Consider the following 24,727-nt stretch of genomic DNA (forward strand, 5'->3'; position numbering starts at 1 on the left):
ACGTAGTGAGGTGAGGCTGCATCGGGCTCGATGCAGCCAGGCCGGATTAGACGTTGAACAGGAAGTTCAAAACGTCGCCATCCTTGACGATGTATTCCTTGCCTTCAGCACGCATCTTGCCGGCTTCCTTCGCACCGTTTTCACCCTTATAGGTGATGTAGTCTTCGTAGGAAATGGTTTGCGCACGGATGAAGCCGCGTTCGAAATCGGTATGGATCACGCCCGCTGCTTGTGGTGCTGTGGCACCAACCGGGATGGTCCAGGCACGAACTTCTTTTACGCCGGCAGTGAAGTAGCTTTGCAAGCCCAGCAGTGAGAAACCGGCGCGGATCAAGCGATCCAAGCCTGGTTCTTCCATGCCCATGTCGTTCAGGAATTCTTTTTTGTCGGCATCTTCCAGTTCGGCGATTTCTGATTCGATCGCGGCGCAGATCGCGACGACTGGTGCGTTCTGCGATTTGGCGTAAGTCGTCAATGCGTCGAGCAGAGGATTGTTGGTGAAGCCGGTGTCGGACACATTGCCGACGTACATCGCTGGCTTGGCCGTAATCAGGCACAGCGGCTTGATCAATTCCATTTCTTCACTGTCGAGACCCATCGCGCGTACTGGCTTGGCTTCGTTCAGATGCGGCATGATGCGTTCCAGAATCGCGACCAGTTTGCTCGCGTCCTTGTCACCAGAGCGTGCTTTTTTATTTTCGCGGTGTATCGCTTTTTCGACTGTGCCCATATCGGCCAGTGCGAGTTCGGTTTGAATAACTTCGATGTCGTCCAGCGGATTGATCTTGCCGGCAACGTGGATCACGTTGTCGTCTTCAAAGCAGCGTACGACGTTGACGATGGCATCGGTTTCGCGAATGTGCGCGAGGAATTGATTGCCCAGGCCTTCGCCTTTGGATGCGCCAGCTACCAAGCCGGCGATATCGACGAATTCAACTGTAGCCGGCAGGATGCGCTCAGGTTTGACGATTTCTGCCAATGCCTGCAAACGTGGGTCAGGGACTTCCACCATGCCGACGTTAGGTTCAATTGTGCAAAACGGATAGTTCTCAGCAGGGATGCCGGCCTTCGTGAGTGCATTGAATAGGGTAGATTTGCCGACGTTAGGCAGGCCGACGATGCCGCATTTGAGACTCATGATATGTGCTTTGCTGAGAGATGAATTAACCCGCTATTTTACCGTACCGGCATCGCTTGCCGGGATTTAAGGTCTGATAGCGAATAGATGTTATTTGTTGGTGTGCAATTGCATGGTGGCTGCTTCGAATTTTCCTTCGCACAACAGCGGGATGATATCCAGACTTTTGGCGATGGCTTCATCGATCAAGGGTTGTTCTTCCTTGCGTGGTCTGTGCAGAACGAAATCGACGACGGCTTGTTGCAGATTCAGCGTGCGCGGATGGCCGATCCCTATGCGCAAACGCCAGTAATCCTGCGTGCCGAGCGCAGCAGTGATGTCTTTTAGTCCATTGTGACCACCGGAGGAGCCGCCTTTTTTTAGTTTGGCGACGCCGGGCGGAATATCGAGTTCATCGTGTGCGACCAGAATTTCATCCGGCATGATTTTATAAAATCGTGCGAGCGCACCTACCGATTGACCTGAGCGGTTCATGAAGGTTTGTGGTTCCAGTAGCCAGACTTCTTGCCCGGCGATGATTGTTTTGGCGACGAAGGCATTGTATTTGGACTCGCGCGACAGATTACAGCGCGGCGTATTGCGCGCCAATTGATCGACCAGCCAGAAGCCGGCGTTATGGCGGGTTTGTTCGTATTCCTGGCCGGGATTGCCGAGACCGACGATGAGGCGTATAGGCATGGCGTCGTGAAAATTGGAAAACCTGATTATCGTGGATGAAACGCGATTGTGTTCGATTGCAGCATAAAAAAACCCGCCACAAGGACGGGTTTTTCAATTGCCCGGCGTAAGCCCGGCAATATTTGCTATTACTTCTTGTCAGCTGGTGCAGGAGCAGCAGCGGCCGAAGCAGCAGCGGCTGCAGCAGCGTCAGCTTCTGCTTCCACTTTGCCGGCAGGAACCGAAGCGGTAGCGATCGTTGGGTTGTCTTCACCACCGTGGATAACAGCAGAAACGCCTTTTGGCAATTTGATGTCAGCTAAGTGGATCGAGTGACCAACTTCCAGAGCAGCCAGATCAACTTCAACGAATTCTGGCAGGTTGCTTGGCAAGCAAGAGATGTCCAATTCGGATGCTACGTGGCTGATGATGCCGCCGTGCAGTTTAACTGCGGGGGAGATCTCAGCGTTCACGAAGTGCAGAGGCACTTTAACGTGAATTTTTTGTTTAGCATCAACGCGTTGGAAATCAGCGTGCAAAACGAGTTGTTTGTACGCGTGGACTTGGAAGTCGCGCAACAAAACTTGTTCTACTTTGCCATCAACTTCCAGGTCGAGGATCGACGAGTGGAAAGCTTCTTTTTTCAATGCGTGGTACAGAGCATTGTGGTCGAGCGAGATATTCACTGGTGCTGCTGTACCGCCATAAACGATACCAGGTGTGAGGCCTGCAATGCGCTGGCGGCGGCTCGCTCCGGTCCCCAGGTCATTACGTGCAAATGCGATTACTTTCATGATGAAACTCCAAATATGCAGGATGAAAAATCATCTTGCGGTTAAATCCCCCGCGACCAGGGAATTTTTAAAGTGGATGCAGCAAAACTGCATCCGGTTTCGAACATCAGCTTGAAACTTGTACTGATATTCTTGCCTGCGCCCGGAGGCACAGGTTTTAAACGTTCTTAGTCGGCAAACATCGACATGACGGAATCGCCAGTGCTGATGCGCTTGAAGGTTTCTGCCAACAAGGATGCGCAGGATAACACGCGGATCTTAGGGCAAGCCTTGGCAGCTTCAGACAATGGGATGGTGTCGGTGACAACCAATTCATCCAGCGGTGAGTTCGTGATGCGATCGATCGCAGGGCCGGACAAAACTGGATGTGTGCAGTAAGCGATAACTTTCTTCGCGCCGCGTTCCTTCAATACTTCTGCTGCCTTGGTCAAAGTGCCTGCGGTATCGACCATGTCATCCATGATCACGCAGTTGCGGCCTTCGACTTCACCGATGATGTTCATCACTTCGGAAACGTTCGCTTTAGGGCGGCGTTTGTCGATGATGGCCAGATCGCAATTCAAGCGTTTTGCCAAAGCGCGGGCGCGAACTACGCCGCCGACGTCTGGGGAAACAACCAGCAAGTCATCGTGATTCTTGGTAACCAGATCGCTCAACAAAATCGGCGATGCATAAATGTTATCAACAGGAATATCGAAGAAGCCCTGGATTTGATCTGCATGCAGATCCATGATCAGAACACGTTCAACGCCTGCTTCTTGCAGCATGTTGGCGACAACTTTTGCCGAAATCGCAACGCGTGCTGAGCGTGGGCGGCGATCTTGACGCGCATAACCGTAGTACGGGATGGCGGCGGTGATACGGCCAGCCGATGCGCGTTTCAGTGCATCAACCATCAACATGATTTCCATCAAGTTGTCATTGGTCGGTGCGCAAGTTGATTGCAGAACGAAGACATCTTTACCGCGGACGTTTTCGTTGATTTCAACAACGATTTCGCCATCGGAGAATTTGGATACAACAGCTTTGCCGAGCGGGAGACCGAGATGCTTGACAACGCCCAAAGCCAGATCCGGGTTTGCGTTACCGGTAAAAACCATCAGGTTTTCGAGTGCCATGGAAATCCCTGCTTGCAGTCGTTAGAAAGGTGGAAAGCCGCCAAAACTCGACGATGACGTCTTGTGTTGGCGGCTTGCTTGTGTGCTTCTTACTCTTGATGTAATGGCAGGGGAAGAAGGATTCGAACCTTCGAATGCTGGAATCAAAATCCAGTGCCTTAACCAACTTGGCGATTCCCCTACGCAACCTTGTGTTTGCCGTTGCATCTTCGCTATCAAAGCGGCGGATGCAGCGACTAACTAATCTGGTGTTACGACTGCTGCAAATAAGCAAGCGGATGATGCGTGATCGCTTTGGCTTTCCAGGATTTCCATTTTGCCGGTACTGTTGCCAGTACTGCATCAGCTTGGTGCTCTTGCTCAAATGGGCAAAACACGCAAGCGCCGGAACCTGTCATTCTCGCATCTCCGTATTGTTGCAGCCATTTTATGGCTTCAGCAATCGGTGGAAACAATGTTGCAGCCACGACTTGCAGGTCGTTTTTACCGAAGCTTTCTTGAGCTCCGGAAAAGTCCGATATTTTGACGGGTTTTGTATCCCGTGTCAATTCACTTGATGAAAATATCTGCTGAGTTGGTACGGATACCCCAGGTTCGATGACGACAAACCAGGAATCCGGCGTTTCTACCGGTAATAAAGCCTCGCCTATACCCTCGGCAAATGCATTGCGGCCGAATAAAAAGAAGGGGACATCCGCGCCTAATTGCAGGCCGAGCGCCATTAATTCTGCACGTGTTAATCCGGTTTGCCATAAATGATTGAGTACCAGTAGGGTAGTTGCCGCATCTGAGGAGCCGCCGCCCAGACCACCACCCATAGGAAGATTTTTCTCGATGGCGATATCAGCACCCAAAACTTTGCCCTGCATTTTGTCCGCTGTTGCTGCTTGCAATAATTTTGCGGCACGTACGATCAGATCACTCTCGGCGGGTACGCCGGCCAATTCTGTGGTGCGACGAATAACATTATCTTCGCGCGTAGAGAAATGCAGCACATCGCCGCGATCGATCAATTGAAATACGCTTTGCAGCAGGTGATAGCCATCGGCGCGCCGTCCGGTGACGTGCAGGAATAAATTCAGTTTTGCCGGAGCGGGGCAGTGATTGAGTGTTTGCATCATTTCTTTAGCTAGCGGGTATTTATTGTGTTTGCCAATTGTCGATCACGATGCGGATGGCGACTTTACCGGCTTGTTCGGTCTGACGCTCGAGGTCTATGCGTTTCGGCCGACTTTGCGCTGGAGTCTGATTATCATCTTGCCAGCTCAGGTATTGAATGCGCCAGCCATCGCGTGTGGTCACGTTGGTATTGCCAGGCGTAGCGACAAATGGCGCATTGTTTGCATCAATGGCAAAGCCTTGCAGCCAATTGCGCAAGCCGGAGATAGGCAGCGGCCAACCCAGTGTTTGGGTAATCAGTAGATCCACATCGTTTGCCGTAATCGGTGTTTTACCAGCTTGCGTCAAGGTTGCGCTATCCGGTGTGACAGCTATCGTTGCCAATACTTGTCCCAATGGCGACAAGATGGCAATGTCGCTGCGATCCTTGCTTTGATTCCAGGTGAAGTTGCCATGCAGGGCTTCATCCTGATCATTTTTTTGATATTGCACAGACAGGCGGCCATCGAGCGCCAGTGCATCCTTGTATGTGCGTTGCACAGAAGTCTGTCCTGCAAGATTGCTGCTGTCGGCCTGCGGGGTAAGGTTGGCGCAACCAGTCATTAATAAAGCAGACAGCGCAATGGCGATGCTCAGCTTGCGCGTGACGGTGTGTGCGTTTGTGTGTGCATGCATGGATGGGAATGTGTGGATAATCATCATGGGATGCGAGGGTGATCCAGGCTAGTGCTGATTAATTGCCTTGTGGCTCACGGAATTGTAGGTGGGCTTGCTGCCGTTCGGAATGCAGGTAGTGAGTCTGTAAAAATGATTTGACGGCCTAGGCCGTCAAATCACATTGCTCACAATTGGGCACGCAGGCGCGTCAATGTGCTTTTTAACAGATCGCTCTTAGGATCTTTTTGATTCGCATCACGCCATAATTTTTGCGCATCTGCTTTTTCGCCTTTTACCCACAAGACTTCGCCCAGATGTACGCCGATTTCGACGTCAGGTCGTATCGCGTAGGCGCGGCGCAGATAGCTTTCTGCTTCTGGCAGATGGCCCTGGCGGAATAATACCCAGCCCATGCTATCCATGATGAATGGGTCTTCCGGCGCGATCTTCAGCGCTTTTTCGATGAGCGTACGCGCTTCCTGCAAATGGATATTGCGATCGGCAAACGAGTAGCCGAGCGCGTTATAGGCGTGTTGATTATCCGGCGCGAGGCGGATGATCTTGCGCAGCGAGGTTTCCATCAGGTCGTAGCGATTTGCTTTTTCCGCCAGCATGGCGTGGTCGTACAGCAAGCCGGTATCGTCAGGGAAACGCTTTAAACCATTGTTCAGAACGGTCATTGCTTCCGGGATGCGGTTGGCATCACGCAGCAACTGTGCGTCGGCAACGATGATTTGGATTTGTTCGCGCTGGCCTTCCGGTTTCAAATGGCTGAGCAGATTGCGAGCGCCATTGATATCGCCAGTACCGGCCATGATTTGTGCGCTTCTGATTTGCGCAGCGAGATAAGCAGGGCCAGGCTCGACCTGCGCTAGCCATTTGAGCGCTGCCGGGTAGTCCTTACGATCTTCTGCAATTTGCGAGAGGATCAGCAAGGCTTGCACCGGATCGCGATCATCGTCTGGGCTGTCTTCCAATGCTTTCAGGTATGCGGTCAGGTATTTTTCTGCGGCAGGGATGTCATTGGTCTGTGCGCCGAGGATGCCCATCGCATACAGTATCGTCAAATCGTTGGGATTGGCTTGCAACAGGATGTCGAATTGCGCGCGTGCCTGATCGTATTGCTTGTCGTCGATCAGGATTTTTGCGTAAGCGATACGTACATCACGCGATTTCGGATTGTCTTTCAGGAAATTGGACAGGATTTGCAATGCTTGCGCGCGATCCGGCATCGATTGCGCGACCATCAGGACGGCAATTTCCAGATCCGGCTTCATCTTGAGTGCTGTTTGAGCTTCAGTGCGTGCACGTACGATGTCATTTTTGGCAAAGGCGCTTTGTGCCAATGCAATGTGAGTTTCGACCAAATCTTGATAAGGCGTTGTGATTTCTTCCAATACGGCGAAAGCAGCGTTTTTATCTTTGGTGCTACCTAGCAGACGCTGGATTTGCAGGATGAGCAAGCCGCGTGCTTGCGGACTGGCTTCGCGCAGGCGCTCGACAAAGATCGGTTTGGCTTCCTTCAGATTGTCGCCAAGGACGACCAGACCGAGATAGAACTGGTTGGCTTCATCCGAGTTGGGTGCCAGTTCGTGCCACAAGCGAACGGCTGACAGTGCTTCGCCGACTTGCTTGGCGTTCAGTGCAATTTCTGCTGCGCGTCGTGCCAAGCGTGGATCGCGTGTTTCTTGTGCGGTGGAGAGCATCGTTACATAGGGCAACTGCCAATCACCACGCTGATAAGTCAGCTCGGCACGTAACAATTTGTACATCAGTTCGCTAGTCAGCGGAACGGATGGTAGCGGGTCATCAGCCTTGTTGCTGGCGGCTTTTTTTTCGGCAGAAGGTTTGGCGACGATCGGCGTCTGCTCGTCTTGAGCAATAGGTTTGTCTCGCGCTTGTACTTGCGCCAAGGGTTGAGCCTGCAGATCGGCACCAGCCGAGAACAGGACTGACAGCGTTACAATGACAAGGGCATTTTTCAATTGAAGTCCATGCAAATAGAGCAAGCTTTTATTCTACGCTCAACCGTCGTGCAATGCGCTACCTCGGTAGCATTGTTTAAATCATCAAGGAAACCGCAGTCGCCATGCCTGAATTACCTGAAGTTGAAGTAACGCGTCGCGGCGTTGCCCCGCATCTGGAAGGACAAATCGTTACCGGTGTGGAGTTGCGCCATACCGGTTTGCGCTGGCCATTCCCCACTGCCTTATCGCAGACCTTAGCCGGACATACGGTGCGTAGTACGGGTAGACGCGGAAAATATCTATTGGTTCATTTTGATCATGGCACGCTGATTATTCATTTGGGTATGTCTGGTCATCTGCGTATCTTGCCGTCGGATGTACCGCCCAAGAAGCATGATCATTTCGATTTGCAAGTCGGGAGTCAGGTTTTGCGCTTGAGCGATCCCCGTCGATTCGGTGCGGTGTTGTGGCATCCCGCCGCAGATGGTGCGGTGGAAAATCATTTGCTGCTGCGGACGTTGGGCGTCGAACCGCTGGAAGAATTGTTTACTGCGCAATGGCTGTATCGTCAAACGCGTAGCCGCACTTCTGCAATCAAGCAGGTGTTGCTGGCCGGCGACATCGTTGTCGGTGTCGGAAACATCTATGCATCAGAGAGTTTGTTCCAGGCGCGTATCAATCCCAAGACGCCGGCGCACCGTATCGGCCTGGTGCGTTATGAGCGTTTGGCTGAGGCGATACGCCAGATCTTGGCTGCTGCTATAGAGCAGGGTGGCAGTACTTTGAAAGATTTCATCGGGGTAAACGGGCAGTCCGGTTACTTTCAGCAAAACTATTTTGCCTATGCACGTGCAGGGGAGCCTTGCCGTATTTGCAATACACCGATCAAGCAAATCGTGCAGGGCCAGCGCTCGACCTTTTACTGTCCAAATTGTCAAAAGTAGGTAGCAGTGCTAGTGTCGCTCTGGGCGCACGTCATAAAACAAGATAAAAGAGGTTCACGTGAGTAATCTGGTGCAAAAGTTTCAGGAATACAGTGACTGGCGCAATGGCGTCAAAAGCGCACTGGAACGCTATCGCGATTGCGTGGATGTTGGCGACCTGTCTGATAGCGCCAGCGATCAGCGTTTTCTGCAAACGCTTTCTCGCCTGAATGAAGATAAATTATCGATTGCCTTCGTCGCTGAATTTTCGCGCGGTAAATCGGAGTTGATCAACGCGATTTTCTTTGCTGATTACGGTCAGCGCATTTTGCCGACCTCTGCCGGTCGCACCACGATGTGTCCGACCGAATTGCTGTATGACGAAACTTTCCCGCCTTCGATACGTTTGCTGCCGATAGAAACGCGTGCCGAAGCGCAATCGACCAGCGATTTCAAGACACAGAATCAAGTGTGGACTGTATTGCCGCTCGATACTTCGTCTGCGGACGGCATGTTGGAAGCCTTCAAGCAAGTCAGTTTGACCAAGCGCGTACCGATAGAAGAAGCGGCGCGTTACGGCTTGTACGATGAAACCGATCTCGACATGGTGATGGCAGTGGATGACGAAGGCATGGTGGAGATTTCGCAATGGCGTCATGCGATCGTGAACTTCCCGCATCCTTTGTTGCAACAAGGTTTGGTCATCGTCGATACGCCGGGTTTGAATGCGATCGGTACTGAACCTGAGCTGACGTTGAACTTGATCCCGAATGCACATGCAGTGCTATTTATTCTGGCTGCAGATACCGGCGTGACCAAAAGCGATATCGATATCTGGCGCAATCACATTGGCGGTACGGGTGCCGGTCGCATGGTGGTCTTGAACAAGATCGACAGCATGTGGGATGAGCTGCGTACACCTGCTGAAGTCGAGCAACAGATACGCATGCAAGTTACCAGCGTGGCGCAAACGCTGGATCTGTCCGAGCGCCAGATATTCCCGGTCTCTGCGCAAAAAGGCCTGGTTGGCAAAATCAACCTTGATGCACCGTTGCTGGCCAAGAGTCGTTTGCCTACGCTGGAAAACGCATTGTCCAACGAGCTGCTACCGGCCAAGCAAGACATCATCCGTACGCAATTGATGGCAGAGGTCAATGAACTCACTTCGTCCAAGCAAGCCTTGCTGTCGTCGCGTGTGCGCAATGTGGTGGAGCAATTGATCGAGCTGAAAAGCTTGCGTGGCAAGAACCAGAATATCTTGCAACATATGATGAAGCGCATCGATATGGAGAAAACGGAATTCGATGGCAGCTTGTTTAAATTACAGGCGACGCGTTCCGTATTCGCACGCTTGTCGACGGAAGTGTTTACGCATCTCGGTATGGGTGTGTTGAAAGACAATATCAACAAGACGCGCGATGCGATGGAGAAAAGTAAATTCTCTTCAGGCTTGCGTCAGGCGGTCAGGGAATTCTTCCAGCAGGCTTTGCACAACCTGGATTTGTCTTCGCAAAAAACGGATGAAATCGGCGAAATGATGGCGGTCATGTACCGCAAGTTTTCGACCGAGCATGGTCTGGCCTTGTCGACACCGATGCCGTTTTCGCTGGAAAAATACAGCAAGGAAATCTTGATGATCGAACAGCTGTATCACAAGCAGTTCGGTGCAGCGACCATCCTGACTACGCCACAAGTGGTGTTGATGCAGAAGTTTTTCGACTCCATCGCATCGCGTGTCAAACAAAGCTTCTTGCAAGCCAATCGTGATGTGGAAGCCTGGTTGAAAGTAGTAATGGCACCGCTGGAGGCTCAAATCGGTGAGCACAAAGTGCAATTGAAGCGTCGCAAGAAATCGATAGAGAAAATCCACGTAGCCACTGATAGTCTGGAAGAAAAAGTGCTGGCATTTGAGCAAATGCAATTTGAGTTGGATACGCAACGCGCAGCATTGACGCGTTTGGAAAATGAATTGAAGACGGCGATCATGGCGCAGTTGGATTCTTACAAAGCGGCGGCCTAGATCTAGATGAAACGTGTAGTCAGTGAACAAAGCAGTGCAGCAGTCTCCCCGGATAAATTATTAAAGGAAGCGGCTGCAACATTAGCCGATCCGAGTTTTTCCCTCGATGTGATTACATGGCAAAAGCAGTATGGTCGCCATGCCTTGCCTTGGCAGAATACGCGGGATGCGTATCGCGTCTGGTTATCAGAGATCATGTTGCAGCAGACGCAAGTTGCGGCGGTGATTCCGTATTACCTGCGCTTTCTTGAAACCTTTCCTACAGTCCAGTCGTTAGCCGCCGCATCCTCGGAGGAGGTGATGTCGCATTGGAGCGGATTGGGCTATTACTCGCGTGCGCGCAATTTGCATAAATGCGCGCAGACGATAGTTACTGAATACGGTGGTGTCTTTCCTAGCGATCCTGCGTTGCTGGAACAGTTGACGGGCATAGGTCGTTCAACGGCGGCGGCAATTTCTGCATTTTCCTACGGTACGCGCGCTGCGATTCTGGACGGTAACGTCAAACGCGTATTCGCACGCGTGTTTGGCGTTGAGCGTTATCCAGGTGAGAAAGCGGTTGAAAATGAAATGTGGTTGCGCGCCGTCGCCTTGTTACCAGAGAGTGACGTAGAGGCGTACACGCAAGGCTTGATGGATTTGGGCGCAACCTTGTGCACACGCAATCGTCCATCTTGCCAACGTTGTCCCTTGGCGCATCGCTGCGTGGCTTATGCGAGCGGCCGCACCAATGAACTGCCGGTACGCAAACCGAAAAAAGCCGTGCCAGAAAAAGAGACGACGATGTTGCTCATCGTGGATAAGAATCAAGTCTTGCTGGAGCAGCGTCCGGATAAAGGAATTTGGGGCGGCTTGTTATCGCTGCCGGAAATCGCATCTGAGACAGACGGAGACGCTACACATTTTGATGCAGCCTTGGCACTGGCGATTGCACCATTCGGTGTGAGCGCATCGTTGGAAAAGTTGCCTATGTTTACCCACGTGTTCACACATTTCAAACTGCATGTGACGCCGTATCGCATAGCATTGGCGCGTCGCCTGGAACGCGCTGGACAAGACAATTACGTTTGGTATCCAGCAGATAAGATGGTTGATGCGCCATTGCCAGCACCGGTTAAGAAGTTGTTGCTTGCAGTATTTCGCGAGCCGGATTTGTTGTCCTGATAGTCTTGCTTCAGATGATTTGATGCTGTTGCAAGTATTGCTGAATGATCGTCAAGCGGGTTTGCGGATCGTTTAGCTCTAATAATTTCTGCCGTGCTTTCAACGGTATCGGCAGAATCTCACTCCATCGATTTGCCACCCAGCCTGCATCGTTCAGATGCAGCGTTTCTGCAAACGGACTTTCAAAATCCGGGCCTTGTTCGGCTCGACCTTTGACATTGATGTCGTGGATGATGAGCTTGAGTGTATCGGCGCAGGGTTCATATTGTTTCGTCACTAAGCTAGGGCCGTCGTGGTCTAGCATCTCAACGCGCGCTTCCAGATGCTGATCCTTGTGTACGCGTGTTTCCAGAATGCGAAAGCGTGCGCCACCTTCCGTGCGCAATAACAGTACACCGAGTTGCGGTGCATTCCAGTCTGTGATGTGTGCGAGGCAACCGACATTTTCCGGCTCAGCGGCCGTACCGACTTCCTGGCCCGATTTGATCAAGACTACGCCGAATGGCGATTCGCGCTTCATGCAATCGCGCACCATGTCGACATAGCGCGTTTCAAAAACCTTCAGCGGGAGTATGCCGCCCGGGAACAGGACGGTATTGAGGGGGAAGAGCGGAAGCCAGTGTTCGTTGTCAGACATGGTGGAAAGCGTGTCAGTAATGGGCGAAATGCAGCTTGCTTGTACTGGTTTAGACAGCCCTGAGATCAGCTCAGTTCGCGATGGCGCAATATGACATGCTCATGGGCGCGAAAATATTCGGCAAGTTGCTCAACCATGTAGACAGAACGATGTTGACCGCCAGTGCAACCAATGGCAACGGTCAGGTAACTGCGATTATCATTCTTGAAAGCAGGCAGCCATTTTTCAACAAAACCGCGTATATCCGCCAGCAATGCAGTGGCATCAGGCTGCGCTCGCAAGAACTCTTGGACCGGTGCATCGCGACCCGTCAAAGGGCGTAAAGCCAGATCGTAATGTGGATTAGGCAATACCCGTACATCGAATACCAGATCGGCATCGAGTGGCACGCCGAATTTGAAGGCGAAGGATTCGAACAATAGTGTCAGAGGCGATCGATCCGTTTCCATCAAAGCCTTCAGCCATGCGCGCAATTTGTTCGCGTTCATGCCGGAGGTGTCGATCACATGGCTAACTTCTTCTACGCCGGACAACATTTCGCGTTCTTCGCGTATGCATTCCGTCAGCGTACGTCTATCAGCTGCGGCATCACTGGTAAAGCCACGATGCGAGAGTGGATGGCTGCGTCGGGTTTCAGAAAAACGTGCGATCAATGAATCCGTCTTGGCTGTCAGGAATAGTACTTTGACATCGTGCCCTTGACTTTGTAGCCAGGCGATATCGGCCGGCAAACCGATCAGAGAGCTTGCACTGCGCGCATCCATCGCGATGGCCAACTTATCCGCATGTTCTTCGATGCGAGTGGCAACTAGCGCGCGTAGCAGCGTAGGTGGAAGATTGTCGACGCAAAAATAACCTGCGTCTTCGAGGGCATTAAGCCCGACAGATTTGCCGGACCCGGAGATTCCAGTGATGAGAATGATGCGCATGCGGCCATGATACCGCAAGCACAAGAGGAAGGTTGTGACACCACAACTTTGCGGTTTTTATTCGTCGCTTTCCATCGCTTTTTGCTGACGTACCATGAAGTCTTTCAAGGTATCGATGCCGCGCAATTGCAAAATGGTATTGCGTACCGCCGCTTCCAAAAGAACTGCCAGATTTCGACCGGCTTCAACTGGAATGACGACTTTGCGTATCGACAGGCCGAGGATTTCTTCGCTCTGCGACGGCAGTGGCAAGCGTTCATAACTTTCTTCCAGCGTGCTGCGACGAACCAGATGTACGATCAGCTTCAGACGCATCTTGCGGCGTACCGCAGTCTCGCCAAAAATCGTACGGATATCGAGCAAGCCCAGGCCGCGTACTTCCAATAAATTTTGTAGCAGTGGTGGGCAACGACCTTCAATCATGTGTGGTGCGATGCGCGCAAACTCGACTGCATCATCGGCCACTAGGCCGTGATTGCGTGAAATCAATTCCAGGCCCAGCTCGCTTTTACCGAGGCCGGATTCACCGGTAATCAATACGCCTACACCCAGCACGTCCATGAATACGCCATGCATGGTGATGCGTTGCGCCAGCTTTTTCGACAGATAGACGCGCAGGTAATCGATGACTTGCGCAGCAGGCAAGGGAGTCGAGAACAAGGGAATATTCTTGTCGTCGCAAATCTCCATGATGTTGGCTGGCGTTTCCAGACCTTGCGCGATGATGAAAGCAGGTGGTTCGCCGGCGACCAGCTCAGCGGTGTGATGAGCGCGGCCATTTGGCGACAGACGCTGGTAGTACTCGACTTCTTGATGGCCGAAGACTTGGATGCGGCCCGGGTGAATCAAGTTCAAGTGACCGACTTGATCCGCTGCCGATGTCGCATCGCCGGAGATCAGGCGCTCGCCACCGGGAAATCCCGCAAACCATCCTAGCTGTAGCGATTCACGGTTGTCGTCGTAGAGTTGCTGGATGGAGAGCGGTGTCGGTAGTGGCATGGTGGACGCAGGCAGGGACAGATACGCACCGGGAAACAGTGCGGCGGTTAGTTGGTGTTTTGCAGACTAGGTTGCCACGTGATCAGGCGCGCATGCACAGCCGCTGGATCTTCGATAGTTGCAAGCAAGTTACGGAATGTTTCATCGGAAAACATTTCTGCCAGTTCGGACAGAATTTCCAGATGTTGTTGCGTCACGTGATCGGGGATCAACAGAAAGATCAGCAGATTGACGGGCTGGCCATCTGGCGATTCAAACGGGATAGGTTGTGCCAGACGAACGAAAGCAGCCAACGGCGCTTTCAATCCCTTGATACGACCATGTGGCACGGCAACGCCATGGCCAAGGCCGGTCGAGCCAAGCCGTTCGCGCGCGAACAGATTGTCGGAGACGACGGAACGGGCAATGCCACAGTTGTTTTCGAAAATTAAACCAACCTGTTCAAACGTACGTTTTTTGCTGGATACGTCCAGATCAAGGACTACGTTGGCAGGGGGGAGAATTTGACTTAAATGGTTCATGGTGCGACGCACAAAAAAAGGACTCTGCGAGGAATTATAGGCCTATTCGATGGCAATAGGGCCTGAATCGGGAAAGCTGAGTGGGTGCTGGCCTGTCTGTTGCAGATAAGACGCACCTTTTTAAGGCGGCTTGCCATAGCTATTGCTTTTTTATTTTTTGATGAGTCGATTAAAACATAACTAGGTGGAATTTGTAAGGCTGCTCGCTTACTAATGGATCTATTGCTTATCGTGCAAGCTCTGAATCAAGCCTTTCAAATACAGGCCGCGAGACAGTAATTTCCACGTGATCATGCGTGTGATGAGTGCAATATCCAGTACGGGGCGGAAATGGCTGGCACGTGCATGTACTGCGTAGATTGCTGGAATTTTGACCGGTACGCTGCGGATGCCCAGACGCGCTGCTTCTATCAATATTTCGCTTTCGAATACGAAGCATGATGATTTTTGATGATTTATCTTGAGATGTTCCAGCAAGTCGATCGGATAAATGCGAAAGCCGGACTGGCTATCGATGATGCGATAACCCGCTGCCCATGAAATCCAGAAGTTTGCGAACTGGTTGGCGTTGTAGCGTGCGCGCGGGATATTTTCTTTTTCGTGCAGGCGCGATCCGATCACAATGGCGTTTTCTGCTGTGCGAAAGCGATCAATCAAGCGTGGAATATCTTCAGGGCGATGCTGACCATCGCCATCTAAGGTGATGATGCCCAGGCGTGCATGCGTACGTGCCACTTGCATGCCATCCCACAAACTTGCCGCCTTGCCTTCATTGCGTGCGTGGCGCAGCAGGGTGATATCCAATCCGTCCAGCGCATCGACAGTGTTATCTGATGAGCCATCATCGACTACGATGACATGGCGGACATAAAGCAAGGTGCGTTCAACCAGATCGCGGATAGTCGCACCTTCGTTAAATGCCGGAATAACGACCGCGAAATCTTCCTTCGGATTGGTCGTGGTCATCACGCCATCGCTCCATTGATCGAAATGATTTGCCCGGAAATGTAGGCAGCGTCATCTGATACCAGGAATTTGACCAAGGAGGCGACTTCATGTGGTTGACCCGCGCGTTTCATGGGTACGATCTGATCAATTGCCGTTTGTAGAAATACATCCTGCGTCATCGGCGAGGCGATAATGCCAGGCGCAACGGCATTGACTGTGATGCCGCGTGAAGCCAGTTCAAGTGCCAGCGATTTTGTTGCACCATGCAGGCCAGCCTTGGCTGCAGCGTAATTGGCTTGTCCGCGATTACCCATGATGCCGGCGATAGACGACATATTGACGATGCGGCCCCAGCGCGTTGCCATCATGGCGAGCAATAACGGTTGTGTGACGTGGAAAAAACCGTTTAGTGAAATATCGATCACGCGCATCCATTGCTCGGATTCCATGCCGACCATCAAGGCATCGTCATGTGTTCCTGCATTGTTGACGACGATCTGAATTGCGCCGTCTTTCAGTAGCTCTTCTAATGCATGGCTGGTTGCCACGGCATCGGTGACGTCGAAGCTGCTTGATTGTGCACTGTGGCCGGAAGCTATGAGTTCCTTTACCAATTCATCCGCTGCTGCCGGATTACTATGCGCGTGCACAATGACGTGTATGCCTTCAGCGGCAAGCTGACGGCAGATGGCGGAGCCGATCGCGCCACTACCGCCTGTGACGAGTGCGCGTTTCATGCAGATTCTCCTTCGAGTACAACGGCGACACGACCTTGGACCAGGATTTTTTCCTGTGCGGAAAGTGTAAATTCGTAAATTGAGCGTCCGCTTTCGCTGATCAGCTTTTTTGCATCTACGATCAGGTCGTCGCTGATCGTATCCAGTCGTGCTATGGACCAGCTTACATCTTTTGCATTCGCCAGATAACCTGCGCGCGATGCATGTGGATTATCTGCCAGCAAACCACCATGTACAGCAATTGCCTGCGCGCCATATTCAATGCCGCATACCGCCATTAAGCCATCTGCACTACGCAAAGGATGTTGTGGATCGCGATGGCTGATGGCGGAGCAGCGGATGTGATGGTCGTCCCACGATATTACTTCGTGCAGCAGGCACATAGAACCCTGATGCGGAATCAATGCCGCGATATCGATGTGCGTTTTCATGGCTGTATTGTGACCATTAAGCTGCGATTGAGGTAATCGAGATAGACGGTTTGTGCCGCAGGAGTTGCCAACGCTGCCAACAGAGGAAGGCCATGTGCAGCCGGATTGCTCAGGAATGAGGCCGGCAAATCGGCAGGCAAGGCTGTGGCTGCGCAATGCTCAACCAAAGCTATCTGTAATTTGGCCATCGTTTTATCAGTACGCTGATTCGTCAGCAGCAAAGAGATTGCGCAGTCCAGTGCGGTTGGGCGCAATGCTGCAAATGGTTCTGGGAAGCGCATGTCGTATGCGGTCATCAGGACGTCTTGCTGCTCATCGATGGTTTGTACAGCGGCTTCCAGCAATGCTGCGGGAAATGTATCGTCGAATGCGCAGATCGTCGTCGATGCCTGCGTCAATCCGGCAGCGATGCTCCAGTAGCCGGATGCTGCGTTATGGACAGAGTTGGCAAAACGGATCGGAGAAACGTCCGGTTCTTCTTGCGCCAAACTATCAGCGATCTGATGGATGATCTGTCCGTCGCCGTCGGAACTGGCAAATACACAGGAAACAGGGCGTGTCGTTTCAGTGGTGTGTGTAGCAAGTGCTTCGCAAGCCGAGCTCAATGCGAGGCGGGCAGAAGCAATGCAACGTCGTCTTTCGGTAGCAGGCAGTATGGCTGGGGCAATTGTTGGCAGTTCGCGCCAGACGTAAGGCGTGCTGCCACTGAGGATGGGTTGTGCTTCTACCCATCCGACCATACCGGGAGCAATGACTCCTACGCTTTCGATGAAGACTTCAATCATGCGCGCGGCTTCCCAAATAAAAGACTGCAGTTGGTACCGCCAAAACCGAATGAGTTGCTGACTACATTGTGCAGTGTTGCCTTGCGGTTGCTCTGTATAAAATTTGCGCGTAACAAGGGATCTATTTGCTGTGTATTCGTGGCGCCCGGTATCAGACCATGTTGCAGACAGAGCAGGCTGATAACCGCTTCCACGATGCCGGCTGCGCCTAGCGTATGGCCGGTTGCACCTTTGGTAGAACTGCATGCAACTTCAGTGCCGAAAACGGCAACAACGGCTACATCTTCCGAGGCGTCGTTGCTGGGAGTGCCGGTGCCATGCAGATTGATGTAATCGATATCAGTTGGCGATAAGTCTGCCCTATTGAGCGCGGCTTGCATCGCTTGTTGTGCACCTAGTCCTTGCGGATGCGGTGTAGACATGTGATAAGCATCGCTCGACTCACCGTAGCCCAAGAGCGCCAGTTCGCCGTGTTGTTCTTTTTCCAGCAAGGCAAAACCAGCTGCTTCACCGATAGAAATGCCGTTGCGATCCTTACCCCAAGGGCGACACGGTTGCGACGAAGTCAGCTCAAGCGCAGTAAAGCCATAGAGTGTTGACCACGATAATGAGTCAACGCCACCGACCACGACGGCATCGCATAAACCTTGCCGAATGAGCCGTGCAGCACTGGCGAATACTTTTGCGCTGGAAGAACAGGCGGTGGAGATCACATAAGACGGGCCGCTGACAGCGAGCGATAGTCGTACAAAATCTGCCAGTCCGAACAAATTATGTTGTTCGCGAAAATGCATGGATGCAGGCCAGACACCATGCGTTTTATGGAAACGAAACGCGATTTCCGTTTCAAAATTACCGGAGGTTGATGTGCCGAGAATGACGCCAACGCGATCCGCACCGTATGCGGTTTTGGCGCGCTCAACGGCAGAAACGAACCCGTCTTGTTGCAAACCGATTTGTGCCAGGCGGTTGTTGCGGCAATCGTAAGCGGATAAGGCAGCAGGAATTTTTTCCTGTTCTATGCCTTCGACACGACCTATCCAGGTGGAAATCGGGTTTTCCTGGAAATCATTTTCGCGCAGGCCCGAGTGTTCTGATTGCAACGCATGCAGCGTTGCCTTCAAGCCGTGTCCCAACGCGCTGGATGCGGTAAAGGCGGACAAATAGATAGGTTGCAAGATCAAGTCCGTGGGCTGAAAGTGCTGGCGATTATAGCAAAGCGCATCATGCTATCCCGGTACGCGTTGGGCGCGCCAGTAAATAGGCGCAGACCATACTCAATACTGCACCGATAGTGACGGTTTGTCCGATGGCATGCAAGACGGGCAAGCTGGATAAGGTCAGTGTGCCAAATGACAGGAAAGTCGTCAGGCCGCAAGTAATCAGCGATAGATGATTGCGCTGAGTGTCGTCTGCGCTGGTTTCTTCACGGTTGAAGAAGATGGAATAATTCAAGCCTATTCCTATGACCAACAGCATGGAGACCAGATGGAATAGCGTCAATTTCTCACCCAAGACGATGACAGTCACGGCGATACTAAGTATCACTGCCGAGATGACCGGATAGAGCACGCGCAGTGTAAGTCGCCATGAACGCAGGCTGACCAATAGCAGCAACGTAATCAAGACCATACCGAATGCGGATAAATGCAGCGCTTCATCACGATAGGTACTGATCAGGTGGCCGGTATCGTCTTTCAGGTCAATGGCGCGCAATCCTTTTTCTTGCAAGGCGGGTAACGCTGCTTGCAGACGAGCTGGATCGCGTACGCCGCTCAAGGTGATCAATGCGACTGCACCTTGTTTGTCATCTAGTAGCAATGAGCGAACCTTTAAGCCGAGTGAACTGTGGTCGAGATCTTCTGCTTTCAGCAGTGCTTGCTGCTTTGCGGCTGCAATATCCTTGATGAAGGGAGTGAATGCATCGCTACGGAATGGTAGATCTACCAGCGCCTGTTGCAAGTTATTTGTAAGTTCCTTGTCGTTCGGCAAAGCTGCCTGGCGTTGCATTTGTAGGGATGCGCTGGGTAAATAATTGGCAGCCATATCGAAGCCGCCGATCACGCCTTCGTCTACCAATTTCGACAAATCCGAACGTACTTGTTCGCTTTGCTGCAGTGCTTGCTCACGATCCTTGCCTGCAGCAACGAGTAAGTAACGCACATCCGGTGCGCCTAATTGGTTGCGTAATTCCTGATCCAGTTTCTTTGCCGAGGCGGAAATGGGGCTCAAACTCGCCAGATCGTCGTCCCATAATTGCTGACGTTGCACAAACAGTGCGGCGAGAGAGATGAATACCAAAGGCAGCACCAGCACACGCCAACGATTGCCTGGCGATAATTTGATAGGCAGGTGTTCCAACTTGCGTGAAGTGAGCGTAGAACCTGCAATGACGGGCAACACGAAATAAGTAGTCAAACCGGCGACAGCAACACTGACCAGTGACAGCAAGCCCAATTGTGCCAATCCAGAGAAGCTCGATAGCAGCATCGCAATCGAGCTGAAGGTTGTGGTCAGAATCGCCAGCCGCAGCGTTGGTCCGACGCGTAGCAAGGCATTGCGAACAGGTTCGCCGCGTGCAGTGTGGAGGAAGGCGTAATTAGGATAGTCGACAGCTTCCCCGATCAGGGTAGCTGCGAATGCCAGCGTAATACCGTGCACGCCACCAAATACCAGTGATACCGCAGCGGTGCCGATCAGCAGGCCTGATATCGCTGGCACATACGCCAGCATGGTCAAACCGATGGAGCGGTAGGTCAGCCATAGCACCAGCAATACCAGCGTTGAGGCAATCACTGATAAGCGCCATGAATCACTTTCTATCAGTTTGCGTGATTCTGCGGCGAAGACGCCGGTGCCGGACAGCAAGAGCTGCGCCTGACTTTTTTCTTCTGTTGCTGCATTGGTGAATTGTTGGCGTATGTTTGTGAGGATGTCTTGTTGTGCGTTGACGTCCATGCCGGACGCGGCCGTTTGTGCGATCAATAATGCGCGGCTGTTATCTGTCGCAAACCATACGCCATCGTGCATGCTGATTTGCGCAGCTGGTGTCCATAGAGAAAAAATACGTGCCACTTCGCCGGTCGGGTCCATCGGAATCAACTGTTTGGCAAAGGAGCCACCTTGCGAGGACAGCATTTGCGCGCTGGCTTGCAATGAGGTTTTTAATGCAGCGACATCGAAATGATTTTCCGTGATTGCAGGGCTGAGCAGATATCGGTAGCGCAGCAAGATATCGCGTTCATTTGTCAGCGCATTGAATTCTCCGTTATGGACGAAGGTAATGCGCTGATCTTGACGCATGGCATGCGCCAGATTGCGGCTCAGGTTTGCAAGTTTTTCCGGTGTGTCGCCCTCGATGCCGATCAGGATCAGGCGTGAGGCAGGACCTTCGCGTAATTGATCCAGCAGGAGTTGTTGCGTGCGATCAGGTGCGGTCGGTAAAAAACCGGTTAGATCGGTATAGATCTTGGTATGTGCGACAGCTATCCACGCGCTGAAAGCGAGCAGCAATAACCAGCATGCGACGATAGCCTTGTTGCGCAACTTAATCATGTTGAATTGTCATGATGGAACGGTCGCCACCAGCTTCTAATATATCGACCAATGTCATACGATTACCCATTCCTTCTATGCGCAATATCTTGACGTTTTCGCGCATGGCATCGTCTGATGGCGACAGAGTGAGTGTCCAGCGTGCGGCGCTTCCTTCGAGCCTAACATCGTAGAAGCGCTGCAGTGTTTTCAAATCGCCGGCCAGCGTCGCACGTATGCTTTCAACAAATGCCCAGATGGGTGGATTGCTTTGCAGGCGGATGCTGCGCTTTTTATTGGTGACATTGTTTTGCCAAGTGAGTTGATCGCCTTCGACTGTGATGACTTCATCTTGCGGCGACAACGCATGTTTTTCGACAAAGCCAGGACGACGATAGGTGAGCGTGCCGCTTGATTCCAGTGGCGCCTTCAACAAGGCGAGTGTTTTCTTTTCAGTAAAACGACTTTGACTCAACTCCACTTTCGCCATTGTTTCCATCAATTGCGGCAAACCCCAGGACTGGGCCGAAGCACAAAGCGGAGAAAAGAAAAACAGGCATGTCAAAAGAAGGCGTGCGGGATTAAGCATGGCGATTTATTTCCAGTAATCGAAAAAATTGAACCAGTTGAATGGCGCCAGACGACAGTAATGAGCCAACCTATCTGCATAGCGTTGCGCCCACTCATTGATGCGTTGCTGACGCTGACTGCGATCAACTGCCGGGTCGGCTTCGAAGATTTCAAAGTGCAGATCATAGCGTTTGCCTCCCTGATACAAGCCGAAGAACAGTATGACCGGCGCTTTCAAAATGGCTGCCAATGCAAATGGCCCTTGCGGCAAGGTGATCTGACCGTCGAGAAAATTACATTCGACATTTTTTGTACTTTTAAATGTACGGTCGCCAAGAATGCCGACGATTTCGCCGCGTTCTATGCACTCCTGCACTTTCAGCAGGGTATCGGCTTGACCTAATGTTATGACACCAGGTTGAATTGCCGGGTTCAAATTGCGCAAGATACTGTTCAATTTTTCTGCATGTTCGTCATGCATGAGTACGTTGACGGGTAAGGACTGGTCGAACATGCCGAGTGCCCGCAGTACCTCAAAACTACCCAGATGCGAGCCGAGCATGATGCAACCCTGTCGACGCAATAAAGGTGCAACAGCGTCATAGCCGTGTATGCGAATATCGAAATAGTGATGCTGCCCTGACAGCAGATAAATACGATCGTGAATAGTGCTGGCAAACGTATGGTAGTGCCGCACTACATCTAGCCAGCGCGGTTTGTGCGGCAACACTCGGCGCAGGTAATTGAAGGAACTACGACGTGCGCTACCAGAGAAAATAATGAAGTATGCGCAAATCGGCAGCAGAAAAATACGGCCGAAGCGACGGCCTAATTTGAGCGTTACCCACGCGAGCGCTTGCATGGCAAACAGGCTGCCGCGCTCGGACTGATCTAACCAACCCTTAGCCATGTTCAGCACCTTGCAATTGCAGCAGGCCGTTGGCGATCAGTGTTTGCTCGTAATGAATCGCGAACTTGAGTGTTTGTGTGACAGTTGTGCTGAAGCTGATGACATATTCCTGTCCTGGTTTCAGCGGAGTATGAAATTTCACCTGCTTGACGCCATTTATGTGGGCATGAGCGCTGGCAATGCTCACAACCTCAGATAACAGCAATAAACCCGGCACGATAGGATTGCCTGGGAAATGCCCTGCCAGTGCAGGATGGTCGGGCAGTACTGTGCCGATGTGACGCAGAGTATTGATATCTTTTGTCCTTGCACATGTTTGGGCAAGTGCAGTGAGTGCTGCACGCGTTAGTTTGCCATTCGCATCGCGCGGTAATCGCTCAACCTTGAAAATCGGACGCGGGATAAAAACAGGATCGATTTGCAGGCGTAATGCCGCGATGACCTGTGCGCTTGTCAGACTATCCGATACAAAGAAAGCGCTTAATCGTTGCTCAACATGCGTGTTGCTACTGTCGGATTCAGCTTGAAAAAATACACCATCAGTCATGCCCTCAATCGCCAACAAGACTGCGTTCAGCTTGACCAATGAGGTGCGCTTTCCGGCAATTTTGATCATATCTGTCAGCCTGCCTTGCAGACTGAAGTGTCGTGCATCATATTGAACAATGCTATCAGATAATGCAAAAGAGGGCAGCGCACGTGGGCCTTCAATCCATGCATTTTTTTCATCGTGGCGTAACTGAATGTCAGTGCACAGCGTCCATTTTTCATCTTGTGCCGGACGACGTGCAGCAATCATTCCAGCTTCGGTGCAGCCATAAATTTCATGCAGCGGTAAGTGCAGTAAATTTTCGATTGCCAATGCGTTTGTTTGATCCAAAGGCATTGTGGCTGAGATGACGCCAGTGATGCCGGGAATATATTTATCTTCCGTGACACATGCACGCAAGTGCAAAGGCGTTGTCATCAACCACACAGCTTGATCGACTTCGCTGACAGCCTGTTCAATATCGGCTGGCAGGTGAGGGCGCGCATGATGAATCATGCAGCCCCATTGCAGTGGATAAATGATGGTGCTTTCCATGCCGAACATATGTTGCGGCGCGATGGTTCCCACGATGCAGGAACCAATAGCTGGCGCAAACGCATATTGCAATTGATCTGCGCCCTGAATCCACATACCCCAGGTCTTGGCATGGGCAGTCGCTGGTCCAGTGCTTCCTGATGTGAACAATATCGCGGCAATTTGATCGGCTGGTATCGTGGGGATTGCATACCCCTGCGTATCGTCAGTTACTGGTGCTGAGCGTATGTCGAAGCCGGCAAGACTTGATGGAAATGCTTGATCGGACAAGTAATAACTGTCCTCATAATCCGTGGCGATTTGGGTCAGTACGTTTGTGGCGCGGCTCGACGGCAGGAGCGTTATCTGTTGTCGCAACAGTGCAGCTGCAAAACCGAGTAAAAAATAATAACGGTCTTCGCACAAGTTGATGGCGTATTTTGCTTGTGGAAATTGTGCAGCGAGTGCGGTTGCGTGATGGATAAATTCCTGCGCTGTCACGATACGGTCGTGCACATAGGCCAAAGGCGTATCTGCATCGAAATGACGTAGTAAGGCGAGTGAGCCGGAATAGTTGTTCATCGCTGTCGACGCATCCAGAAAGGGCCGGATTTGATCAAGAGCCATGCAAGATTCAAGGGATTTGCATGTGGCTGATCGGGGAAACGTTGCAATCGGAAAAAATATTCACCGATGAACAGAATGCTTACCAATACATAGCTGATTAGGCTGGTGAATATTGCCCACCATGCAGTTTTACCAGATAAGGCCAGCAACGTTGCAACCGCCGCCATTGCGATGAAAAGGGTGGTCCAGATGATGGTCAGTTTGCGTGTGTAATCAGCAATCGGTGTCGGTAAATCGGGTTCATTTATTTTCAAGAATTGTTGCCGTTCAATTTGTGCGAATACGCTGATCAAAGGCATACGTCCCTTGCGCAAAGTGCTGCCGAACAGCCATGCGAGCCAGAGATTGAGTAAGGTCGGTAAAAACAGAAGAGCTGCATGAGGAAGATCCGGGCGCAGCAATAAGGCCCAATGTGCCAGCAAGGGATAGCTGAGCACGAGCCCGGTTATGGCCAATTTTCGTAAAGCCTGAATGGACAT

At 51.8% G+C, this 24,727-nt stretch carries 24 protein-coding genes and 1 tRNA gene; 3 read left to right on the forward strand and 22 right to left on the reverse strand.

Annotated elements, in window-relative coordinates; genetic code table 11:
• Nucleotides 1-46 precede the first annotated feature (46 nt).
• The 8 genes from ychF to BQ6873_RS14455 form a co-directional block, all read right to left on the reverse strand.
• Nucleotides 47-1,138 (reverse strand): redox-regulated ATPase YchF, encoded by a 1,092-nt coding sequence (ychF, locus tag BQ6873_RS14420; protein WP_076593263.1) that lies wholly within the window; start codon nt 1,136-1,138, stop codon nt 47-49.
• A 90-nt stretch (nt 1,139-1,228) separates the two neighbouring features.
• Entirely contained in the window at nt 1,229-1,816 is a 588-nt protein-coding gene (gene pth, locus BQ6873_RS14425; protein WP_076593264.1) for an aminoacyl-tRNA hydrolase, read from the reverse strand.
• Nucleotides 1,817-1,944: 128 nt separating this feature from the next.
• A complete protein-coding gene (locus tag BQ6873_RS14430; protein WP_076593265.1) occupies nt 1,945-2,589 on the reverse strand; it encodes a 50S ribosomal protein L25/general stress protein Ctc in 645 nt (214 codons plus the stop codon).
• A gap of 167 nt (nt 2,590-2,756) precedes the next feature.
• Nucleotides 2,757-3,707 carry a ribose-phosphate pyrophosphokinase gene (locus BQ6873_RS14435; RefSeq protein WP_076593266.1) on the reverse strand — a complete coding sequence of 317 codons (951 nt, stop codon included), beginning with the start codon at nt 3,705-3,707 and terminating at the stop codon, nt 2,757-2,759.
• Between the two features lie 104 nt (nt 3,708-3,811).
• Nucleotides 3,812-3,888: transfer RNA gene (locus BQ6873_RS14440), tRNA-Gln, on the reverse strand.
• A 70-nt stretch (nt 3,889-3,958) separates the two neighbouring features.
• On the reverse strand, nt 3,959-4,828 hold the full coding sequence (ispE, locus tag BQ6873_RS14445; protein WP_076593267.1) for a 4-(cytidine 5'-diphospho)-2-C-methyl-D-erythritol kinase: 870 nt from the start codon (nt 4,826-4,828) through the stop codon (nt 3,959-3,961).
• A 19-nt stretch (nt 4,829-4,847) separates the two neighbouring features.
• Complete coding sequence (gene lolB, locus BQ6873_RS14450) at nt 4,848-5,528, reverse strand: lipoprotein insertase outer membrane protein LolB (RefSeq protein WP_231949355.1); 681 nt, start codon at nt 5,526-5,528, stop codon at nt 4,848-4,850.
• A 140-nt stretch (nt 5,529-5,668) separates the two neighbouring features.
• On the reverse strand, nt 5,669-7,468 hold the full coding sequence (locus BQ6873_RS14455; protein ID WP_076594154.1) for a tetratricopeptide repeat protein: 1,800 nt from the start codon (nt 7,466-7,468) through the stop codon (nt 5,669-5,671).
• 104 nt (nt 7,469-7,572) lie between these two features.
• Here BQ6873_RS14455 and mutM point away from each other — a divergent pair, with 104 nt between their 5' ends.
• From mutM to mutY, 3 genes are read left to right on the forward strand one after another with little or no spacing between them, the layout of a single operon-like run.
• The gene (mutM, locus tag BQ6873_RS14460) at nt 7,573-8,394 is read left to right on the forward strand and encodes a bifunctional DNA-formamidopyrimidine glycosylase/DNA-(apurinic or apyrimidinic site) lyase (RefSeq protein WP_076593268.1); all 822 of its coding nucleotides are present in this window, start codon (nt 7,573-7,575) and stop codon (nt 8,392-8,394) included.
• 58 nt (nt 8,395-8,452) lie between these two features.
• Entirely contained in the window at nt 8,453-10,393 is a 1,941-nt protein-coding gene (locus tag BQ6873_RS14465; protein ID WP_173830604.1) for a dynamin family protein, read from the forward strand.
• A gap of 6 nt (nt 10,394-10,399) precedes the next feature.
• On the forward strand, nt 10,400-11,557 hold the full coding sequence (mutY, locus tag BQ6873_RS14470) for an A/G-specific adenine glycosylase (protein WP_076593269.1): 1,158 nt from the start codon (nt 10,400-10,402) through the stop codon (nt 11,555-11,557).
• A gap of 10 nt (nt 11,558-11,567) precedes the next feature.
• Here the strand turns inward: mutY and BQ6873_RS14475 are convergent, their stop codons facing one another.
• The 14 genes from BQ6873_RS14475 to BQ6873_RS14540 all read right to left on the reverse strand — a co-directional run bounded on the left by BQ6873_RS14475 (nt 11,568) and on the right by BQ6873_RS14540 (nt 24,727).
• The gene (locus BQ6873_RS14475) at nt 11,568-12,194 is read right to left on the reverse strand and encodes an LON peptidase substrate-binding domain-containing protein (protein ID WP_076593270.1); all 627 of its coding nucleotides are present in this window, start codon (nt 12,192-12,194) and stop codon (nt 11,568-11,570) included.
• Between the two features lie 65 nt (nt 12,195-12,259).
• Nucleotides 12,260-13,123: an RNase adapter RapZ gene (rapZ, locus tag BQ6873_RS14480; protein ID WP_076593271.1), complete on the reverse strand. Its 864-nt coding sequence runs from the start codon at nt 13,121-13,123 to the stop codon at nt 12,260-12,262.
• Nucleotides 13,124-13,180: 57 nt separating this feature from the next.
• Nucleotides 13,181-14,122 carry an HPr(Ser) kinase/phosphatase gene (gene hprK / locus BQ6873_RS14485; protein WP_076593272.1) on the reverse strand — a complete coding sequence of 314 codons (942 nt, stop codon included), beginning with the start codon at nt 14,120-14,122 and terminating at the stop codon, nt 13,181-13,183.
• A 47-nt stretch (nt 14,123-14,169) separates the two neighbouring features.
• On the reverse strand, nt 14,170-14,643 hold the full coding sequence (locus BQ6873_RS14490; RefSeq protein WP_076593273.1) for a PTS sugar transporter subunit IIA: 474 nt from the start codon (nt 14,641-14,643) through the stop codon (nt 14,170-14,172).
• Between the two features lie 219 nt (nt 14,644-14,862).
• A complete protein-coding gene (locus BQ6873_RS14495; protein WP_076593274.1) occupies nt 14,863-15,609 on the reverse strand; it encodes a glycosyltransferase family 2 protein in 747 nt (248 codons plus the stop codon).
• A complete protein-coding gene (gene fabG, locus BQ6873_RS14500) occupies nt 15,609-16,328 on the reverse strand; it encodes a 3-oxoacyl-ACP reductase FabG (protein WP_076593275.1) in 720 nt (239 codons plus the stop codon). Before fabG ends, BQ6873_RS14495 begins: the two co-directional genes overlap by 1 nt.
• Nucleotides 16,325-16,759 carry a hypothetical protein gene (locus BQ6873_RS14505; protein WP_076593276.1) on the reverse strand — a complete coding sequence of 145 codons (435 nt, stop codon included), beginning with the start codon at nt 16,757-16,759 and terminating at the stop codon, nt 16,325-16,327. The genes fabG and BQ6873_RS14505 overlap by 4 nt, the downstream gene beginning before the upstream one ends.
• A complete protein-coding gene (locus BQ6873_RS14510; RefSeq protein ID WP_076593277.1) occupies nt 16,756-17,544 on the reverse strand; it encodes a beta-ketoacyl synthase chain length factor in 789 nt (262 codons plus the stop codon). The genes BQ6873_RS14505 and BQ6873_RS14510 overlap by 4 nt, the downstream gene beginning before the upstream one ends.
• A complete protein-coding gene (locus BQ6873_RS14515) occupies nt 17,541-18,722 on the reverse strand; it encodes a beta-ketoacyl-[acyl-carrier-protein] synthase family protein (protein ID WP_076594156.1) in 1,182 nt (393 codons plus the stop codon). Before BQ6873_RS14515 ends, BQ6873_RS14510 begins: the two co-directional genes overlap by 4 nt.
• Nucleotides 18,723-18,768: 46 nt before the next feature.
• Nucleotides 18,769-21,099, reverse strand: a complete 2,331-nt coding sequence (locus BQ6873_RS14520) for an MMPL family transporter (protein ID WP_076593278.1) — start codon at nt 21,097-21,099, stop codon at nt 18,769-18,771.
• Nucleotides 21,092-21,667 (reverse strand): LolA-related protein, encoded by a 576-nt coding sequence (locus BQ6873_RS14525; protein WP_076593279.1) that lies wholly within the window; start codon nt 21,665-21,667, stop codon nt 21,092-21,094. Before BQ6873_RS14525 ends, BQ6873_RS14520 begins: the two co-directional genes overlap by 8 nt.
• Before the next feature lie 6 nt (nt 21,668-21,673).
• Nucleotides 21,674-22,558: an LpxL/LpxP family acyltransferase gene (locus BQ6873_RS14530; RefSeq protein ID WP_076593280.1), complete on the reverse strand. Its 885-nt coding sequence runs from the start codon at nt 22,556-22,558 to the stop codon at nt 21,674-21,676.
• Nucleotides 22,551-24,248 carry an AMP-binding protein gene (locus tag BQ6873_RS14535; protein ID WP_083664481.1) on the reverse strand — a complete coding sequence of 566 codons (1,698 nt, stop codon included), beginning with the start codon at nt 24,246-24,248 and terminating at the stop codon, nt 22,551-22,553. The genes BQ6873_RS14530 and BQ6873_RS14535 overlap by 8 nt, the downstream gene beginning before the upstream one ends.
• Nucleotides 24,200-24,727: a COG4648 family protein gene (locus BQ6873_RS14540; RefSeq protein ID WP_076593282.1), complete on the reverse strand. Its 528-nt coding sequence runs from the start codon at nt 24,725-24,727 to the stop codon at nt 24,200-24,202. Before BQ6873_RS14540 ends, BQ6873_RS14535 begins: the two co-directional genes overlap by 49 nt.

The sequence above is a fragment of the Herminiimonas arsenitoxidans genome (assembly GCF_900130075.1).
Taxonomy (GTDB): Bacteria; Pseudomonadota; Gammaproteobacteria; order Burkholderiales; family Burkholderiaceae_D; genus Oxalicibacterium; species Oxalicibacterium arsenitoxidans.

Excerpts from the sequence above, each read along its gene's own strand:
- ispE (WP_076593267.1), bottom strand. The coding sequence starts at position 4,828 with ATGATGCAAACACTCAATCACTGCCCCGCTCCGGCAAAACTGAATTTA.
- fabG (WP_076593275.1), bottom strand. The coding sequence starts at position 16,328 with ATGAAACGCGCACTCGTCACAGGCGGTAGTGGCGCGATCGGCTCCGCC.
- BQ6873_RS14535 (WP_083664481.1), bottom strand. The coding sequence starts at position 24,248 with ATGGCTCTTGATCAAATCCGGCCCTTTCTGGATGCGTCGACAGCGATG.
- BQ6873_RS14435 (WP_076593266.1), bottom strand. The coding sequence starts at position 3,707 with ATGGCACTCGAAAACCTGATGGTTTTTACCGGTAACGCAAACCCGGAT.
- ychF (WP_076593263.1), bottom strand. The coding sequence starts at position 1,138 with ATGAGTCTCAAATGCGGCATCGTCGGCCTGCCTAACGTCGGCAAATCT.
- BQ6873_RS14510 (WP_076593277.1), bottom strand. The coding sequence starts at position 17,544 with ATGATTGAAGTCTTCATCGAAAGCGTAGGAGTCATTGCTCCCGGTATG.
- BQ6873_RS14520 (WP_076593278.1), bottom strand. The coding sequence starts at position 21,099 with ATGATTAAGTTGCGCAACAAGGCTATCGTCGCATGCTGGTTATTGCTG.
- mutM (WP_076593268.1), top strand. The coding sequence starts at position 7,573 with ATGCCTGAATTACCTGAAGTTGAAGTAACGCGTCGCGGCGTTGCCCCG.
- BQ6873_RS14495 (WP_076593274.1), bottom strand. The coding sequence starts at position 15,609 with ATGACCACGACCAATCCGAAGGAAGATTTCGCGGTCGTTATTCCGGCA.
- lolB (WP_231949355.1), bottom strand. The coding sequence starts at position 5,528 with ATGATGATTATCCACACATTCCCATCCATGCATGCACACACAAACGCA.
- BQ6873_RS14490 (WP_076593273.1), bottom strand. The coding sequence starts at position 14,643 with ATGAACCATTTAAGTCAAATTCTCCCCCCTGCCAACGTAGTCCTTGAT.
- BQ6873_RS14525 (WP_076593279.1), bottom strand. The coding sequence starts at position 21,667 with ATGCTTAATCCCGCACGCCTTCTTTTGACATGCCTGTTTTTCTTTTCT.
- hprK (WP_076593272.1), bottom strand. The coding sequence starts at position 14,122 with ATGCCACTACCGACACCGCTCTCCATCCAGCAACTCTACGACGACAAC.
- BQ6873_RS14530 (WP_076593280.1), bottom strand. The coding sequence starts at position 22,558 with ATGGCTAAGGGTTGGTTAGATCAGTCCGAGCGCGGCAGCCTGTTTGCC.
- rapZ (WP_076593271.1), bottom strand. The coding sequence starts at position 13,123 with ATGCGCATCATTCTCATCACTGGAATCTCCGGGTCCGGCAAATCTGTC.
- BQ6873_RS14475 (WP_076593270.1), bottom strand. The coding sequence starts at position 12,194 with ATGTCTGACAACGAACACTGGCTTCCGCTCTTCCCCCTCAATACCGTC.
- mutY (WP_076593269.1), top strand. The coding sequence starts at position 10,400 with ATGAAACGTGTAGTCAGTGAACAAAGCAGTGCAGCAGTCTCCCCGGAT.
- BQ6873_RS14430 (WP_076593265.1), bottom strand. The coding sequence starts at position 2,589 with ATGAAAGTAATCGCATTTGCACGTAATGACCTGGGGACCGGAGCGAGC.
- BQ6873_RS14540 (WP_076593282.1), bottom strand. The coding sequence starts at position 24,727 with ATGTCCATTCAGGCTTTACGAAAATTGGCCATAACCGGGCTCGTGCTC.
- BQ6873_RS14505 (WP_076593276.1), bottom strand. The coding sequence starts at position 16,759 with ATGAAAACGCACATCGATATCGCGGCATTGATTCCGCATCAGGGTTCT.
- pth (WP_076593264.1), bottom strand. The coding sequence starts at position 1,816 with ATGCCTATACGCCTCATCGTCGGTCTCGGCAATCCCGGCCAGGAATAC.